General features: G+C 61.7%; 16 protein-coding genes. 8 read left to right on the top strand and 8 right to left on the bottom strand.

The genetic code is table 11. The features are described from left to right. Together OA2633_RS05035 and OA2633_RS05030 are read right to left on the bottom strand one after the other, a co-directional pair. Positions 1-1,224 (bottom strand): DUF4915 domain-containing protein, encoded by a 1,224-nt coding sequence (locus OA2633_RS05035; protein ID WP_009801408.1) that lies wholly within the window; start codon positions 1,222-1,224, stop codon positions 1-3. Further along, positions 1,221-2,453 (bottom strand): N-acetyl sugar amidotransferase, encoded by a 1,233-nt coding sequence (locus OA2633_RS05030; RefSeq protein WP_009801407.1) that lies wholly within the window; start codon positions 2,451-2,453, stop codon positions 1,221-1,223. The genes OA2633_RS05035 and OA2633_RS05030 overlap by 4 nt, the downstream gene beginning before the upstream one ends. 120 nt (positions 2,454-2,573) lie before the next feature. Here OA2633_RS05030 and OA2633_RS05025 point away from each other — a divergent pair, with 120 nt between their 5' ends. After that, positions 2,574-3,305 carry a WbqC family protein gene (locus OA2633_RS05025; RefSeq protein WP_009801406.1) on the top strand — a complete coding sequence of 244 codons (732 nt, stop codon included), beginning with the start codon at positions 2,574-2,576 and terminating at the stop codon, positions 3,303-3,305. A 331-nt stretch (positions 3,306-3,636) separates the two neighbouring features. On the opposite strand, the gene hisF is transcribed toward OA2633_RS05025, so the two are convergent. From hisF to pseI, 5 genes are read right to left on the bottom strand one after another with little or no spacing between them, the layout of a single operon-like run. Next, entirely contained in the window at positions 3,637-4,422 is a 786-nt protein-coding gene (gene hisF, locus OA2633_RS05020; protein ID WP_009801405.1) for an imidazole glycerol phosphate synthase subunit HisF, read from the bottom strand. Next, entirely contained in the window at positions 4,416-5,048 is a 633-nt protein-coding gene (gene hisH, locus OA2633_RS05015) for an imidazole glycerol phosphate synthase subunit HisH (protein WP_009801404.1), read from the bottom strand. The genes hisF and hisH overlap by 7 nt, the downstream gene beginning before the upstream one ends. Before the next feature lie 2 nt (positions 5,049-5,050). After that, a complete protein-coding gene (locus tag OA2633_RS05010) occupies positions 5,051-6,049 on the bottom strand; it encodes a spore coat polysaccharide synthesis (RefSeq protein WP_009801403.1) in 999 nt (332 codons plus the stop codon). Next, a complete protein-coding gene (locus tag OA2633_RS05005) occupies positions 6,046-7,128 on the bottom strand; it encodes a DegT/DnrJ/EryC1/StrS family aminotransferase (RefSeq protein ID WP_009801402.1) in 1,083 nt (360 codons plus the stop codon). The genes OA2633_RS05010 and OA2633_RS05005 overlap by 4 nt, the downstream gene beginning before the upstream one ends. Continuing rightward, positions 7,125-8,186 carry a pseudaminic acid synthase gene (gene pseI, locus OA2633_RS05000; RefSeq protein WP_009801401.1) on the bottom strand — a complete coding sequence of 354 codons (1,062 nt, stop codon included), beginning with the start codon at positions 8,184-8,186 and terminating at the stop codon, positions 7,125-7,127. Before pseI ends, OA2633_RS05005 begins: the two co-directional genes overlap by 4 nt. Before the next feature lie 89 nt (positions 8,187-8,275). On the opposite strand from pseI, the gene OA2633_RS04995 reads away from it, so the two are divergent. Further along, positions 8,276-8,923, top strand: coding sequence for a class I SAM-dependent methyltransferase (locus tag OA2633_RS04995; protein ID WP_009801400.1), 648 nt, complete (start codon positions 8,276-8,278; stop codon positions 8,921-8,923). On the opposite strand, the gene OA2633_RS04990 is transcribed toward OA2633_RS04995, so the two are convergent. After that, entirely contained in the window at positions 8,920-10,722 is a 1,803-nt protein-coding gene (locus OA2633_RS04990; protein ID WP_009801399.1) for a tetratricopeptide repeat protein, read from the bottom strand. The genes OA2633_RS04995 and OA2633_RS04990 overlap by 4 nt on opposite strands. 166 nt (positions 10,723-10,888) lie before the next feature. On the opposite strand from OA2633_RS04990, the gene flbT reads away from it, so the two are divergent. From flbT to OA2633_RS04960, 6 genes are all read left to right on the top strand, one after another. Then, entirely contained in the window at positions 10,889-11,290 is a 402-nt protein-coding gene (gene flbT / locus OA2633_RS04985; protein WP_009801398.1) for a flagellar biosynthesis repressor FlbT, read from the top strand. 15 nt (positions 11,291-11,305) lie between these two features. Continuing rightward, entirely contained in the window at positions 11,306-11,662 is a 357-nt protein-coding gene (flaF, locus tag OA2633_RS04980) for a flagellar biosynthesis regulator FlaF (RefSeq protein ID WP_009801397.1), read from the top strand. Positions 11,663-11,880: 218 nt separating this feature from the next. Beyond that, positions 11,881-12,708, top strand: a complete 828-nt coding sequence (locus OA2633_RS04975) for a flagellin (protein WP_009801396.1) — start codon at positions 11,881-11,883, stop codon at positions 12,706-12,708. Positions 12,709-13,046: 338 nt separating this feature from the next. After that, positions 13,047-13,871, top strand: a complete 825-nt coding sequence (locus OA2633_RS04970; protein ID WP_009801395.1) for a flagellin — start codon at positions 13,047-13,049, stop codon at positions 13,869-13,871. A 111-nt stretch (positions 13,872-13,982) separates the two neighbouring features. Then, on the top strand, positions 13,983-14,807 hold the full coding sequence (locus OA2633_RS04965) for a flagellin (RefSeq protein ID WP_009801394.1): 825 nt from the start codon (positions 13,983-13,985) through the stop codon (positions 14,805-14,807). Positions 14,808-14,914: 107 nt separating this feature from the next. Further along, a complete protein-coding gene (locus tag OA2633_RS04960) occupies positions 14,915-15,742 on the top strand; it encodes a flagellin (RefSeq protein WP_009801393.1) in 828 nt (275 codons plus the stop codon). The last annotated feature ends 108 nt before the right edge of the window (positions 15,743-15,850 follow it).

The following is a 15,850-nucleotide window of genomic DNA, read 5'->3' as shown; positions in this document are numbered from 1 at the left end:
TCAGCGCTTTGTGTTCAGCGCGATGCCGTGGATTTCCGACACCGTGGAGGGCAGGTGAAAGCTCTTGGACACCTTGGTGTGCTCGTCAAACACGGTGATGGCGGTGTCGATGGCGATGTTCTGGCTCACGCCCATGGCGGCGGAATAGTTCCGGTTCCGGCTCTGACCGATGAAGAAGCGCGCGCCGTCATGGGCGAGGCCGCGGGCGAAGCCCGGAAATTGCCCCACGCTCTGGGCGTTGTTCTTCAGAAGGCGGCCACGCAGGGAATCGAGCACCACCAGCGAGCCGTCCACAAAGTCGATCGAGTGCGGCATCCAGAGGTCCGAGATCACCGGTCCGACCCAGCGTCGATCGGCCAGATCGTATTCCAGCACCACGCCGTCAAACACGTCCCGCTTCCAGTTGCCGGTGGCGGAGAACATGGACAGGTACACGCTGTCGCCCAGCACCAGAATGTCATTGCAATGGTGTTGCGCCGAGCCGGAGCGCGCCTGTTTGGGGCTGATCGGGATGCGGTCGATCTCGTCGCCATCTTCTGAATAGACGAGGATCGCATCAAGATAGGAGCAGGCGATGAAGTATCGCCGCTTCTCTTCCGACCAGCTCACGCCATGACAGCGCGCGCCCTGGGGCAGGGCGAAGGCTCTGAGGATATTGTAGTCGCGATCAAAGGTGATCAGGCCGCGCTCGTCATCAATGGCGATGAAATGTTCGCCATGGGGGCGCAGGCCGTGGAAATTGCCCTTGAAGACCTTGCGGAAGCTGTGCCGCGCGCCGGAGATCGTCAGCTCATAAAGACCGCCGCCGGCTTCGGGATCATCGAGCGGCGGCAGGCCGCAGGTGAAGAGCACGGTTTCTTCCAGGCCCTCCATCTCCGCGATGATGCGCAGATCATTGAGCACCGGGCTGACGACAAAGTCCTGCCCCGGGGTGAGGCCGAAGCTCGCCAGCTGTTCGCCCACTTCCACAAAGGAAGTCGTGCAGATCACGACAAAGGGGCGTGGCGTCGCGCCATTCAGGCTGTCGGGCGTTGCGATGGTCAGACCGGCCTGGGTCTCGCCATGAAGGTTCGGATTGTTGTCGACGATCCCCGTCACGCCTTTGATGCGGCGCAGGGTCTTGTCGGCGATATTGCCGGCGCCCGCCAGCACGATGGGGCGCCCCCGGCCGCGCACATTCACATCGGCGAAACTGGTGAACTCGGCTGTCGTCGTGCGGCTCATACCTCGGCGCCCTTGACCATGTACTGCTCGCGACGCGGATCATTGGGCTCAAGATGCACCGGGCCATAGCTCGACGCGCCGCCCCAGACATCATCCTTGACCCATTGATCGTTCTCGATGCGCCAGACGCGCGGATCACGAAAGGTGTCGCAGATCCGGTCGAACTCGGCCTCGCTCATATCGACGTAGTTCAGCCAGCGTTCGAGATCGCGGCGCGGTTTCACATGGTCATGCTTTCTGACCATTTCGAGCCCGGTCTTGTAGTCCATGATCCCCAGCCGCACGTCCTGGCTGGCATGATCGGTGGCGCGGCCATAGCCGAATTTGATGAACTTCAGATAGTCGTGAATCCCGTTCTCGTGCATGTCGTCGAGATTGGAGATCTTCCGATAGGTGCGCTCGAACGGGTATTCGGCTTTCTTCCAGCCATATTCGGCTTCGGCCACGGCGGCGCACTTGTTGCCGTTCCACTTTTCGTAAAAGCCCAGATACACGCCGCGCACGCCGACCCGGTCAATCTCCTCGTCAGAGGGGTAGATCGCAAAGTCGAGCTCTTTCTCGGTCAGCCCCATTTTCAGGTCCGGGCGGCCATGGCGCTCCAGCCCTTCATCGGTGAAGTCATCCCAATCCAGCCCGTGCAGATCATGCTCTTTACGGGTCTTGGCGGTAAACTCGGGGAAGTCTGAATAAGAGAACATGCCGCCCAGATCGACCCAGCCATGATCACCCCACAGCATCAGCGGGATATTGTGCAGCACGGCCTGCTTGATCGGATAGGTCTTGATGCCGGCATGGTTGTGCCAGTTCATGTCGCCATGCAGCTTGAACCCCAGAAGGTTCATCTTGATCAGCGTATCAAGGCCGGGGCGATAGATGATGTGATCGGCGCCGAACGCCTCGCGCATCAGCTGGAGATTATACTCGCCCTCAGGCAGGAAGTTGTTGCCATGATAGGTGACCAATAGCGGGCGCAGGCCCAGCTTTTTAACCGCCAGATGGGTCTGGTAATAGCTGTCCTTGCCGCCGCCCACGGGAATGACGCAATCATAGCCTTTGGGGTTGCGGTAATCGGCGACCAGCTCTTCGAGCATGGTCCAGCGCTCGTCCCAGTCGATATCCACTGTCTGGCCCGCCACCCGGCAGCCTGAACACACCCCGTTCTCGTCAAAGGTCAGCGGCGCGGCTGAGGAGCTGGGGTAAAAACAGGTCTTGCAGAACTGGACACTCATGGCGCTTCCCTTGGCTGGGTCGATCGCGGCGGCGAATCATCGCCGTGCTTAAGGGTAACAAAACGCCTCAATCGTTAAGTTTAGCCCAAGCGATGCACCACAAAGGGGAAGGATGCGGCGTTGCGGATCCTAAGCGCACACCAGCCGGTCTACCTGCCGGGGCTGATCCTGTTTCACAAGATCGCCCTGAGCGATGTGTTCGTGCTGCTGCCGGACGTGCAGTTCCAGCGCCATAGCTGGCAGCAGCGCAACCGGGTCCGGAACGGCAAGGACGCGATCTTCCTGTCAGTGCCGGTGAAGAAATCCGGCGATCTCAGCCGCACGATCCGCCAGACCGAAATCGCCGAGGAGCCCTGGCGCAAGAAGCATCTGACCACGCTGAAACAGGTCTATGGAAAGCGCCCGCATTTCGACGGGTATTTTCCCGCCATCGAGGCGCTGATCGAGGCGGAGTACGAAAACCTGTCAGACCTCAACTGTGCGCTGATCCGGCATGTCTGCGCCGTCCTGGAGCTTGAGGCGCAGATTATCGACAGCGCCGAGCTGAACCATGAGGGCGAGGGCCAGGACCGGCTCATTTCCCTGTGTCATGCGGCCAACGCCGACGCCTATGTCTCCAATGTGGGGGCTGCGAGCTATGTGGATGAGGCGGGTTTTTCCGCCAAGGGCGTCACCCATTACTGGCAGGCGTTCACGCCGCCTGAATACAGCCAGGGCAAGGCCTTCATCCCCAACCTGTCCATCGTTGACGCCCTGTTCAATCTGGGCCCGGACACGGCGAAGCTCGTGCGCGGGTGCGGAGAGATGACACGGGATCTGGGCGTGGCGCAGGCGGCTTTGGCGTCTGGCTAGAGAACTCTTTCTCGTCATCCCGGACTTGATCCGGGACCCAGAGCCGGAAATACGACGCCCTGCCATCCCCTGGGTCCTGACGTTCGTCAGGATGACGAGGGCGTGTCATTTTACCTCTTTCCCCGCGCAGGCGGGGACCCAGAGACGGATATGTGGCGTTCCATGATCGCTGGGTCCCGGCCTTAGCCGGGAAAGAGAACATTTTTAAATGTCCTCAGCCTGTCATCCTCCGCTTCATGCGGGGGATCCATGCCGGTTGGTCGTATTATAGGTCACGGCATGGGTTCACCGGATAAACCGGTGAATGACGCTTTGAGAGGGGTAAAGGCGTTTACATCCGCACATCGAACCCGGCGCGTTGCAAAGCGCGCTTGCCGCCGCGGTCGGCCAGTTCCTTGAAGTGCCAGATATTGGCGGCGGCGACCGCGTCCGCGCCCGCCTTCAGGCCTTTGGCGTAATGCTCGTAAACCCCGACGCCGGAACAGGCGATGACGGGGATGGTCACAGCCTGTGAGACCTGCTCGATCAGGGTGGTGTCATAGCCCGTGCCGCGTCCATCACGGTCTAGGCTCTGCAGGAGGATCTCGCCCGCGCCGCGGTCTTCCGCCTCTTTCGCCCAGCTCACCGGATCACGACCTGTCGCGGTGCGTCCGCCCTGGGTCATCACCTCATAGCCATTCTCGATCTGGCGCGCGTCGATGCTGACGACCATGGCCTGCGCGCCAAAGCGTTTGGAGACCTGGGTGATGAGATCGGGCGTTTCATAGGCGGCGGTGTTGATCGCGACCTTGTCGGCGCCGCGCTTGAAGATGTCGCGCACCTGATCGAGGGAGGTCACATGCCCGCCCCAGGTCAAAGGCATGAAGCAATGGCTGGCGACCGCTTCGAGCACGTCCATCGCGTCGGCATAGGCGCGATTGCCGGCATCCCGGCGGCCCTGCGCCAGTCCGGCGGTGCGGGAGATGTCGAGATAAATGAGCTCGTCCACCTTCCACTCGTTGAAGCGCGCCACCTCGTGCAGCGGATCGCCGATGATCTGGTGGGTGGTGAATGTTTCAGAGCGGACCAGCTGGCCGTTCATCAGCAAGAGAACCGGGATCAGACGCGGCATCAGCATGAGGCGACGAACTCCAGCCAGTTGGTCAGCAGGGCCAGGCCGGCCTTGTGGCTTTTTTCGGGATGAAACTGCGCCGCCCAGACCGAGCCGTGCTCCAGCGCGCAGACAAAGCGCTCGCCATGCTCGGACCAGCCTGCAGCGTCGTCTGACCGTTCAGGCTCGCAGACAAAGGAATGCACGAAGTAGAAGGCTTCGTTCTCGGGCAGGCCCTTGAACAGGCCGTCGGTCTTTGACGCCTCCACATGGTTCCAGCCCACATGCGGCACGCGATAGGGCGGATCATGGGGCGGCGGAGCCAGACGGCGCACCTTGCCGGGCAGGATGCCCAGACCCTGATGCTGGCCATGCTCGAAGCTCTCATCGAGCAGGAGCTGCATGCCGAGGCAAATGCCCAGAAGCGGTCGGTGCTGGCCTGCGATCTCGTCTCTGAGAAGCGCAGCAAGACCCAGCTCCTGCAGGTGCGCCATGCCTTCGCCAAACGCTCCGACGCCGGGCAGGACCACGCCCTTCGCGGCGCGCAACACGCCCGGATCATGGCTGATCACAACATCCGCGCCGAGATGGGCCAACGCGTTCCGGACAGAGGTCAGATTGCCCATGCCATAGTCGATGATCGCAATGGTCATGACTAACTCTCGAGCAAGGCGCTGATCGCCTCGGCGGCGCGGCTCATGCCCAGCCCGTCAATCAGTTCGGGCCCTTTGTGACTGAGCGCCTGAATGGCGTCTTCATTCTTGAGCAAGCTGTTGAGGTGCGAGGAGAGCTGTTCGAGATTGTCCCCGCTCTCATGCCCGAGATTGATCAGGGCGCCATGGTCCGCGAACCAGTCGATTTCGGGGATCAGGTTTTCAAGCTGCGGGAAGACGAGGGCGGGCGTTCCGGCGGCCAGGGCCTCGTAGACAACCATCCCGCCGGTCATGATCGCGACCGGCGCGCGGGCCAGATGGCTGGCGAGCTGGTGAACCGGCAAACCCTGCTTGGCGATGCCGCCATTATAGACCGCCATCTGACGGAGCGCCTCAAAGTCGGGAAAGCTCGATCCTACGATGATGATGAAGGGATGGGGCTTTGCGAGCGCCGGGCCGTGTTCCGCCAGCATCATCGCCCAATCTGTCGCGCGTTCGCCGCCGCCGCACACCGCAATGACGGGGCCTTTGCGGGGCGCATCGTGACGGGATTTGGCGAAGACCGGCGCGATCAGGGCGTAGTCTCCGCCACACAGCGCCTGTCCGCCGTCCCGCAGATTGGGATAGGCGTGATAATCGGAAATGACCGTGCCGTTTATGGCGAGGTCTGCCGGCGCATCCGACCCGAAATCATCAATCAGTATGCGCTTGAGCTGTGGCATAGCCTCGAGCGCGGACCACAGGAGCGGGTCTTTCGTCGGCTGGTCGACGAGGACGGCCTGGGCCTCGGTTTCAATAACTAGCGCCTTGAGGAAGACATCCACCGGCCCCTTGAGCGGTACGATCTTGTCATAGGGGAAGAAGTCCGACAGCGCTTCTCCCTGGCCCAGCACATGAACCGTCGGGCGCTGGGGCAGGAGCTCCAGCAGCCGCGAACAGCGCGCTGCGTGAGCCAGTCCGGTCTCGTGCAGGGCGTCCACGCGGATGATCAGCGAAGTCATGTCAGCGCCTCCAGTTCGGTCTCGATCACGGTGCGCGCCGTGTTGATTCTCGCCGCATCATACCGCGCATCGAGCCAGAGATTGATGGCTGACCGGCTCCAGGCGTCCGCATCAGGATGCGCGTCCTCTCGGGTCAGCATAGGGAAAGAATGGGAAAGCGACGGGTAATTGGTTCCCGCATCGATGCCGGCCTTGCGCAGGGCGTTCACCACGGGGTCTCTCACCTTCGGGTTGGCCCGTACGATCAATCGCCAGGGCGCGGTCTGATTCAGGTCAACGATTTGAAGCTGGGGCTCCAGACCGCTCAGCGCCTCGATCCAGGCCTCTCGCCGTTCCTGACGTTCCGCCAGCCGGGTCGGCAAGTGGGCAAGGGCGCCCAGAAGCGGCTCTTCCGCCTCCGGGTCGAAGCCGAAGCGAAGCTGGCGCAGTTCCCGGACGAGGGTGGCCTCGATCTCTGTAGATCGCCCGGCATTGCGCAGGGCGCGGCGATCGAGCATCAGCCTCTCCTCGTCACGCTCGGCCCAGTCATCCAGAGCCGGATAGCGCGAGGCGATCCGTCTGAGTTCTTCGGCCAGCCTGGCGTCACGCGTGATCACGGCGCCGCCGGAGCCTGCGTCCAGCACCTTGCCGGGACCAAAGCTGACTATTCGCGCGGCATCCTCGAGTTTCGTCTTCGGCGCAAAGCTTGAGGCGTTCGCATCGTTCTCTATGGCGATCCAGCCCAGTTCCTGCGCGGCCTTGCGGGTCTGCGTGAAGTCGAGCCGGAAACCGTAAAGATGGGTCAGAAGCACCGCGCCCCTCCGCCCCGGTCGGGACAGGATGCGAAGCTGTCTGGCGAGGGCCGCGTCCGCGTTCACGCCGGTCTCGGCGCTGACGGGCGCCAGACGGACCTCAGCGCCGCTGGCCCAGGCGCAAGCCAGAAGGCTGGGGCAGGCGTTTGAGGGGATCAGAATGCAGGAGCGGCCATGCAGGCCGAGCGCTTCAAAGAGCGCCAGATGGGCCGAGCGCGCGCGTCCGAACAGGATGGCCTGTCCGCCGTCAAACGCCTGGGCGAGGGCTTGCTCTGCGCGCTCTGTCATGCGGTTCTGTCAGAAATCATTGACCAGTCCAGCGGATCGCCGAATTTGAGATCGCGGGTCGCCGTCCGGCCCAGAACTCTGGTCCATTCGCGCGGGTGCAGACCGCCGCCCGGACGCACCGAGCGGATATTGTCTTCCGTCAGGGTCTCGCCCGCCTTGATGTCGCGCGTGACATAGAGCGAGCGGCGCACAGTGCGTGAACCGACTTCGGATTGGGCGAGACCCTTGCGCACGCCGCCAAGCGCGGCATGGGCGTTGCGGGTTTCTTTCACAAGGCTCGCCAACTCGTCCGGCTCCAGCGAGAAGGCGGCGTCCGGTCCGCCATCCGAGCGACGCATTGTAACGTGCTTTTCGATCATCCGGGCGCCGAGCGCGGTCGCGGCGACAGGGGCCGCAATGCCGGGGGTATGGTCGCTGAGTCCAATGGGAAGCTGCAGACGGGCGATCAGGTCCGGTATGGATCTCAGATCCGCCTGTTCGATCGGGGTCGGATAGCCCGAGGTGCAATGCAGGATGCACAGGCGCTCGCACCCGGCCTGGCGCGCGGTCAGCACCGCTTCGATGATCTCGTCCCAGGTCGCCATTCCGGTGGACATGACCAGCGGACGGCCGGTCTGGGCGGCGCATGTGATCAATGGCAGATCGATCAGCTCAAAGGATGCGATCTTGTAGGCGGGCGGTTCGAACTGTTCGAGAAAGTCGACCGCGGTGAAGTCGAACGGGGAGGAGAACACCTCCATGCCGTGCTTGCGACCGCGCTCGAACAGGGCGGCATGCCAGTCCCAGGGCGTGTGCGCCTCCTCGTAGAGATCGTGCAGCTTGCGCCCGTCCCACAGCCCGCCTGTCAGCACAAAGCCCGGCCCGTCATGGTCGAGCGTGATGGTGTCGGCGGTGTAAGTCTGAAGCTTCACTGCATCCGCGCCGGCTTCGGCGCAGGCATCGATGATCTCGAGCGCGCGTGACAGATCCCCGCTGTGATTGGCCGACAATTCCGCCACGATGACGGGCGGGCGGCTCGTATCCTCGATCTGGTCAAACACGGAAGAGGGGGCGGCCATGACAACGCTCCTGCCAGTTGAGGGGGCTTGTTTACTGTTATGGGGAGTCTTGGTTCATTAAGAATGAAGCCAGATGGAGACCGCGTCAGATGAGCCTGAGCGCCCACAATGCCCGTCAATGGGATGCGTTTTACAAGACCTCCCAGACGCGCGTGCCCTATACGGACGCCACGGTCTTCGCCCTGATTGCGCTGGCGCGAAATCCGGACGCCGTCGTGTTCGAGTTCGGCTGCGGCAATGCCCAGAATCTCGGCTTCCTGCGCGGGTTGTATCCGGATGCGGCGCTTCTGGGATGCGATGTGTCCGAGCAGGCCCTGATCAAGGGGCGTCAGACCTATGGGCGTCTGGGCCTGTTTGTCAGCGGAGATGCGCTGGCGCTCGCCCCGCAATCCATCGACGTCATCATCGAGCGCGCTACGCTGCAGCATATTCCGAAAGCTCTGGCGGCGGCCTATGTGCAGGAAATGCTCACAGCGCTCAAACCGGGCGGGCGGGCCTTCTTCGAAATCGCCAGCACTGATCACGGCTATGCCCGGATGGGGGACGGCTCGGAGGATCCGGTCTTCGGCCATCGCGTTTTCTACGATCTGGAAGAACTGAAGGCGCTGTTCAAGGGCTTCGATATTGATCAGGTCTTTGACCGCCGCAGGGTTCGCGTGGCTGGGGCCGAGCTGCAAAATGGCCGCCCCGTCTATGACGAAGCGGCCTTTCAGCTTCACCTGACAAAGCCGGCCTAGGCGGCTCTTGCGGCTTCGACTTCCTCAGCCAGCGCACGCGCGACCTGTTTGAGGATCGCGATCCAGTCCGCATAGCCCTTGCCGAAGAAGGATCGCGCCGTGGGGAACCAGGGCGAACGGCCGGCGCCCATATGGCTCCAGATGCGGCCATGGGGGTGGATATACCAGATATTGCCGCCGGCCGCGGCGCCGAGCGAGGTGGTGGCATTGGTGGGGCCGATGACGATGTCGCAGGCCTTTGCCAGCGCCGTGACCTGATCGAGGTCATTCTTCAGATCGATGCCGTCCAGCGTGTGCACATCCACGCCGAACTTTGACCTGGCGAAGGCGATATCCTCTTCCGCATCCCCGTACTGCAGGTTCACGAAGGTGACGCCGGGCGTTTTGAGGACAGGCTTCCACAGTTCGAAGGCCGAGAAGTGCTTGGAGCGCTTGGCGTCCATCTTCAGCGACTTCCACAGAATCCCGACCTTGAGGCCTTCGGGCAGTTCCGCCAGCTTTTCACGCCAGTGATCCACGTCGGCTTGCGGCGGGTGAAGCGTCGGCGTCTTGGCGAAAGAGTCCAGCGAGGTCCGAAACGCGCGTGCGGGCTGACCGAAGGGCGTCCAGAAATCGAACTTCAGCCCGTCTTCAAAGCCCGTCACGCCGCGCAAATCCTTGCCTTCGCGCTTGATGGTGCGGTGGGAGCCGACGATGGCTTCGGGATAGGTAGCCTGAACCATGCTCATCAGTCGCTTTTCGACGGCGATGTAAAGCTGGCCGTCCGGGCCGATGGCGTCGATGAGGTCCCGACCGAGCTGCAGGAACAGGATCTCGTCGCCCAGCCCCTGTTCGCCGACCCACAGCACCTTCTTGCCGCGCAATGCATCGACGTCATCGCCATCCCAGCGGGGGGCGTCGATCAGGAAATGGGTGACCTGGGAGTATTCGGGCTCCAGCCGGCTCTTGTAGAGCTCCCAGCCCTCTTCAAGCTCGCCGAGCGCCAGCAGGGACTGGGCCAGGCCATGGGACATGATGATCACGTCCTTCTGGGAGGCGGCGGTCTTCAGGGCCTCGCGGAAATGATGGGCGGACTTTTCCGGTTCGCCCAGGAGCTCATAGGCGAAGGCGGTGTTATGGTGGGCGCGCGCGAAGTCGGGCTGCAGACGCAACGCTTCGGCATAGAAGGTCAGGGCCTGATCGGGTTCGCCCTTTTCGAGCAGCGTCGTGCCGAGAGAATTCCAGAAATCCTTCTCCTCGGGATTGGCGTAGATCGCGGCGCGCAGAATCTCGATGGAATCCTCGAACTTGCCCTGATCTCGCAGGACGCCGGACAGATTGATCACCCCCGCAGGGTGGTTGGGCGCCATCTGCACGAACAGCCTCAGGAATTTTTCCGCCGCCGGCAGCATGTCCAGCTTCCACGCCAGCATGGCCAGGTTGAGATAAATCTCCGAATTGTGCGGATTGAACTGCCAGGCGCGTTCGTAAAATTGCAGCGCCTTGGCCAGGCGCCCGAGTCTTTCCAGACAGATTGCGAGCGCATGGTTCGCCAGAGAGCTTTCCGGCGCAATATCCACCGCATCCAGACACAGCTTGGCGGCTTTCGCCGCTGCGGCGCGATCATCATCGACAATCTTCATGGCGCGCTTGAGCAGGCCGATCGCCTTGGGGGGCAGATTGTCGTCCTTGCTCTTGGCCGAGGACAGGGCGCGCTGAACTTCTGTGGAGGCGGCTTCGTCGCGCCGGCCCTGAATGATGCGGACGGCCTCTTCTTCTCCAGCCGCCAGCTCAGCTTCAAGATCGAGCAATTCGCTCATCACGCATTATCCCTTGCAGTTTACGAGGCCAGCAACGGATGGTTCGATTAAGGTTGTGCTAATAATGAGCGACTGCGGCTCAGCAACGGTTTCTTCATTCTGTCCTGCTTGAGTGGCGAGGTCGGTGACCGTCGGGCCGCGCCGACGATGAAGGGTCAGACCAGCCATGCCGCTAAAGCTTTCTTTGAAGCCGGGTGAGAAGTTCGTTCTGAACGGCGCCGTCGTTGAAAACGGGGACCGCCGGGCGACCCTGGTGCTGCAGAACAAGGCCAGCGTCCTGCGGGAAAAGGACATCATGCAGGAGCATGAAGTCGATACCCCGGCCAAGCGCATCTATTTCCCGGTCATGATGATGTACCTCTCATCAACCAGTCAGGACGGATTATATGACGAGTTCGTCCTGCGTATGACAGAGTTCATGAACGCCGTGGGCTCGTCGGAAGTCCTGTCCGAATGCGTGTCAGTAAGCCGCGAGGTCATGGCGGGGGAGTTCTACAAGGCGTTGCTGCGTTGCCGGAAGCTGATCCAGTACGAAGCCAAGCTTCTGGCTGGACCGGACGGGGCTTAAAGAGGCGAAGCGTTCATGTCGTACCAGGCCTATAAAACCGCATCTTCGCGCACAGAAGATCCGCGTCAGACGGAATACCGCCTGCTGGGCGAGGTGACGCGCGGGCTCATGGAAGTGCGGGATGCGCCCAAGTCCGAGATTCGCCAGCGCGTTGCAGCGCTGGACCGGAACCGGCGGGTCTGGTCCGCCTTTGCGGCGGATTGCGCAAGCTCTCACAATAATCTGCCCGACTCCTTGCGCGCCGGGATCATCTCGCTGTCCATTTTTGTCTCCAAAGAGACGAGCGCTGCGATGCGCGGCGAGACCGATGTCGAAACGCTGATCGATATCAACCGCACCATCATGCAGGGCCTTTCCCCCTCGGGGGGCTGATTGAGCGGCATTTTTACCCAGCCGGTCGAAATTGCCGGGCCGATCGGGGTGCAAGGGCTTCGCGCCTGCGTGGGCTAATTTCAAGCATCTGAAAAATATACCGTAATTTATGCCGCACCCGCGCAGTGCGCGGCATGGGGATTGCTCTGGCTAGAGCGGGACAAAATGTCCGCCGGCCAAGAACAGGCCGTTCGCTTCCAGAACGGAGGAACCCCACAATGATCGTTTCTGTGAACACCAACTCTGGAGCCATGATCGCGCTCCAAAATCTGAACAAGACCAATATGGACCTGCAAACCACACAGAACCGGATCAACACCGGTCTGGAAGTGTCCAGCGCAAAGGACAATGGCGGCATCTACGCCATCGCCCAGCGCATGCGCTCCCAGGTTTCAGGCTATGGGGTTGTCGGTCAGATTCTGGACCGGGGCGAAGCGACGCTCGACGTTGCGCTTGCCGCCGGCGAAGCGATCTCGGATCTGTTGATCGAGATGAATGAGAAGGCCTTGGCGGCGTCAGACGCATCCCTGGATACGGCGAGCCGCAGTGCTTTGAATGAAGACTTCAAAGCTCTGCGTCAGCAGATTTCCACGATCGTCAGCAATGCCGAGTTCAACGGCGTGAACCTCATCGATGGTTCGACCAACTCATTCGTGGCGCTGGCCAATCAGGACGGCTCGAACACCATCACCGTGAGTGCGGAAAACATGTCGCTCTCCGGCTCGATCGTGTCCCTGTCGGCCACGGCGTCGTTCGCGACCGCCACCCAGGCCAGCAATATCGCCTCTCAGATCGGCACCACGCTGGATTCGGTGAACTCGGCGCTCGCGCGTCTGGGCACCAAATCCAAGTCGCTGGAGATCCACTCCACGTTTGTCACAAAACTTTCCGACGCTCTGGAAGTCGGGATCGGCAATCTTGTCGATGCGGATCTGGCCAAGGAGTCTGCTGAATTGCAGGCGCTGCAGGTCAAGCAGCAGCTGGGCACTCAGGCGCTTTCGATCGCCAACCAGCAGCCGCAGTCGATTCTGTCCTATTTCGGCTAGGGCGAACGGATCGGGCCGGGATTGCTGCCGCAATCCCGGCTTTTTCTTTGCTTCAATATTTCATTAACCAAATCAAACGTCTGGCGACGCGCCTCTCTCGGCAAAAAGTGCCGCGCCCGGCAATATTTGCCTGCTCGAACCGGCAAGAACTGCCGCGCTGCACGCGTAGGGTAAACGGATTTCCATGTGCCGCTCGACGAACAATCAATGGCTTAGGGGGCGATCCTGCAGCAAAGGGTGAATCTGGCCCCAGCTTTGCTCCTTAGTACGCGGACCAGAAGGTCTGACGCGCAAAAAGCACGTCACATCAAACGTAGAAACGTTACAGGAGCCAAGAAATGGCGACGATTAATACCAATCCGGGCGCGATGATCGCCCTGCAAAACCTGAACAAGACCAACATGGACCTCCAGCAGGTCCAGCAACGGATCAATACGGGTCTTGCGATCTCCTCTGCCAAAGACAATGGCGGCGTGTTCGCCATCGCCCAGTCCATGCGTGCTGACGTGGCCGGCTACAGCGCCGTGTCGCAATCGCTGGACCTGGCCCAGTCGACGGTCGACGTCGCTCTGGCGGCGGGTGAGGCCATCTCCGACCTGATGGTCGAGATGAAAGAAAAGGCTCTGGCCTCCAAGGATGCGTCTCTGGACACGGCGTCCCGCAATGCGCTGAACGAAGACTTCAAGGCGCTGCGCGACCAGATCGGCACCATTGTCGCCAACGCGGAATTCAACGGGACCAACCTGATCGCCAACGGCGCCTCCGACATCACGGCGCTGGCCAATGCGGACGGCTCCAACACCATCACCATTGGTGCGGAAGACCTCAGCCTGACCGGCGGCACCCTGTCCATCGGCACGGCGACCGAGATCAACTCCGTGGCGGCCGCTAGCACTGCTGTGGCGGCGATCGAAGCGGGTCTGGATACGCTCAATTCGGCGCTGGCGCGCCTGGGCACCGGCTCGAAGTCTCTGGAAATCCACTCCACCTTTGTCACCAAGCTGTCTGACGCTCTCGAGAAGGGCATCGGCAACCTGGTCGACGCGGACCTCGCCAAGGAATCCGCCCGTCTCCAGTCGCTGCAGGTCAAGCAGCAGCTGGGCACGCAGGCGCTCTCGATTGCGAACTCCGCGCCGAGCTCGATCCTGAGTTACTTCCGGTAATTCAAACCCAGTTTCGGCGGCGGCGTCATAGAAGATGGCGCGGTCGCCGGATCTCCGGCGCGCAAAAAGCGCGTCTCACCCGTAGAAACGGACACTTGAAGGAGCCAAGAAATGGCGACGATCAATACCAACCCGGGGGCCATGATCGCCCTCCAGAACCTGAACCAGACCAACAAGGATCTGCAGCAGGTTCAACAGCGCATCAACACCGGCCTGGCGATCAGCTCGGCCAAGGACAATGGCGGCGTGTTCGCCATCGCCCAGTCGATGCGTGCAGACGTGGCGGGCTACAAGGCCGTCAACCAGTCGCTGGATCTGGCCCAGTCCACCACGGACGTGGCGCTGGCCGCCGGCGAAGCCATCTCCGACCTGCTGGTCGAAATGAAAGAGAAGGCGCTGGCGTCTGCAGACACCTCGCTGGACACCGCGTCCCGCAATGCCCTGAACGAAGACTTCACCGCGCTGCGTGACCAGATCGGCACCATCGTGGCGAACGCGGAGTTCAACGGCACCAACCTCATCCAGAATGGCGCGACCGACATCACGGCGCTGGCCAATGCTGACGGCTCCAACACCATCACCATCGGTGCGGAAGACCTCAGCCTGACCGGCACCACGATCACGCTGACGGCGGGTTCCCAGATCAACACGACCACCCTGGCGAATGCTGCGGTGTCTGCGATCGAGACCTCTCTGGACAATCTGAACTCCGCGCTGGCCCGCCTCGGCACCGGCTCGAAGTCTCTGGAGATCCACTCCACGTTCGTCAACAAACTGTCTGACGCACTGGAGCGCGGTATCGGCAACCTGGTCGACGCAGACCTGGCGAAAGAATCCGCCCGTCTTCAGTCGCTGCAGGTCAAGCAGCAGCTGGGCACGCAGGCGCTCTCGATCGCGAACTCTGCGCCGAGCTCGATCCTGGGTTACTTCCGGTAATCCCTAAGGCTTCGGAGGCGGGCTCATAGAAAATGGCCCGCCTTCGGAAGTGTCGCACAAAAAGTGCGTCGTACCCGTAGAAACGGAAATTTTGAAGGAGCCAAGAAATGGCGACGATCAATACCAACCCGGGGGCCATGGTCGCCCTCCAGAACCTGAACCAGACCAACAAGGATCTGCAGCAGGTTCAACAGCGCATCAACACCGGCCTGGCGATCAGCTCGGCCAAGGACAATGGCGGCGTGTTCGCCATCGCCCAGTCGATGCGCGCCGACGTGGCGGGCTACAAAGCGGTGGGTCAGTCTCTCGACCTGGCGCAGTCCACTGTGGACGTGGCTCTGGCTGCAGGTGAAGCGATCTCCGATCTTCTGGTGGAAATGAAGGAAAAGGCGCTGGCTGGCGCGGACTCCTCTCTGGATACCGCATCGCGCAATGCCCTGAACGAAGACTTCAAGGCGCTGCGTGACCAGATCGGCACCATCGTGGCGAATGCCGAATTCAATGGCACCAACCTGATCAACGGCACGCAAACCGGCGGCATCTCGGCTCTGGCCAATGCTGACGGCTCCAACACCCTCAATGTGGGTCAGGAAATCATGTCGCTGGGCGGCACCAACGTGACTGTGGCGGCGACGGCGTCGTTCACCACGGCCGCGGCGGCCTCCGGTCTGGTTGCCACCATTGAAACCTCGCTGGACAACCTCAACACGGCTCTGGCCAAGTTGGGCACCGGCTCGAAGTCTCTGGAAGTCCACAAGACCTTCGTGGGCAAACTGTCTGACTCTCTGGAAAAAGGCATCGGCAACCTGGTCGACGCAGACCTGGCGAAAGAATCCGCCCGTCTCCAGTCGCTGCAGGTCAAGCAGCAGCTGGGTACCCAGGCGCTCTCGATCGCGAACTCTGCGCCGAGCAACATCCTGGGTTACTTCCGGTAATCCATAGTGAAATCGGCCGGGGTGTAACGTGGGGTTCCGCCCCGGCCGACTTTCCCAGGTGACATGTCAGAGAGCATAGGGAGAAAGTAGGAGGCGCCGACGCCGCCA

Source organism: Oceanicaulis sp. HTCC2633, from assembly GCF_000152745.1.
In the GTDB taxonomy this organism is placed as follows: Bacteria; Pseudomonadota; Alphaproteobacteria; order Caulobacterales; family Maricaulaceae; genus Oceanicaulis.
The sequence above is the reverse complement of the archived record's forward strand: the minus strand, read 5'-3'. Positions and strand labels throughout refer to the sequence as shown.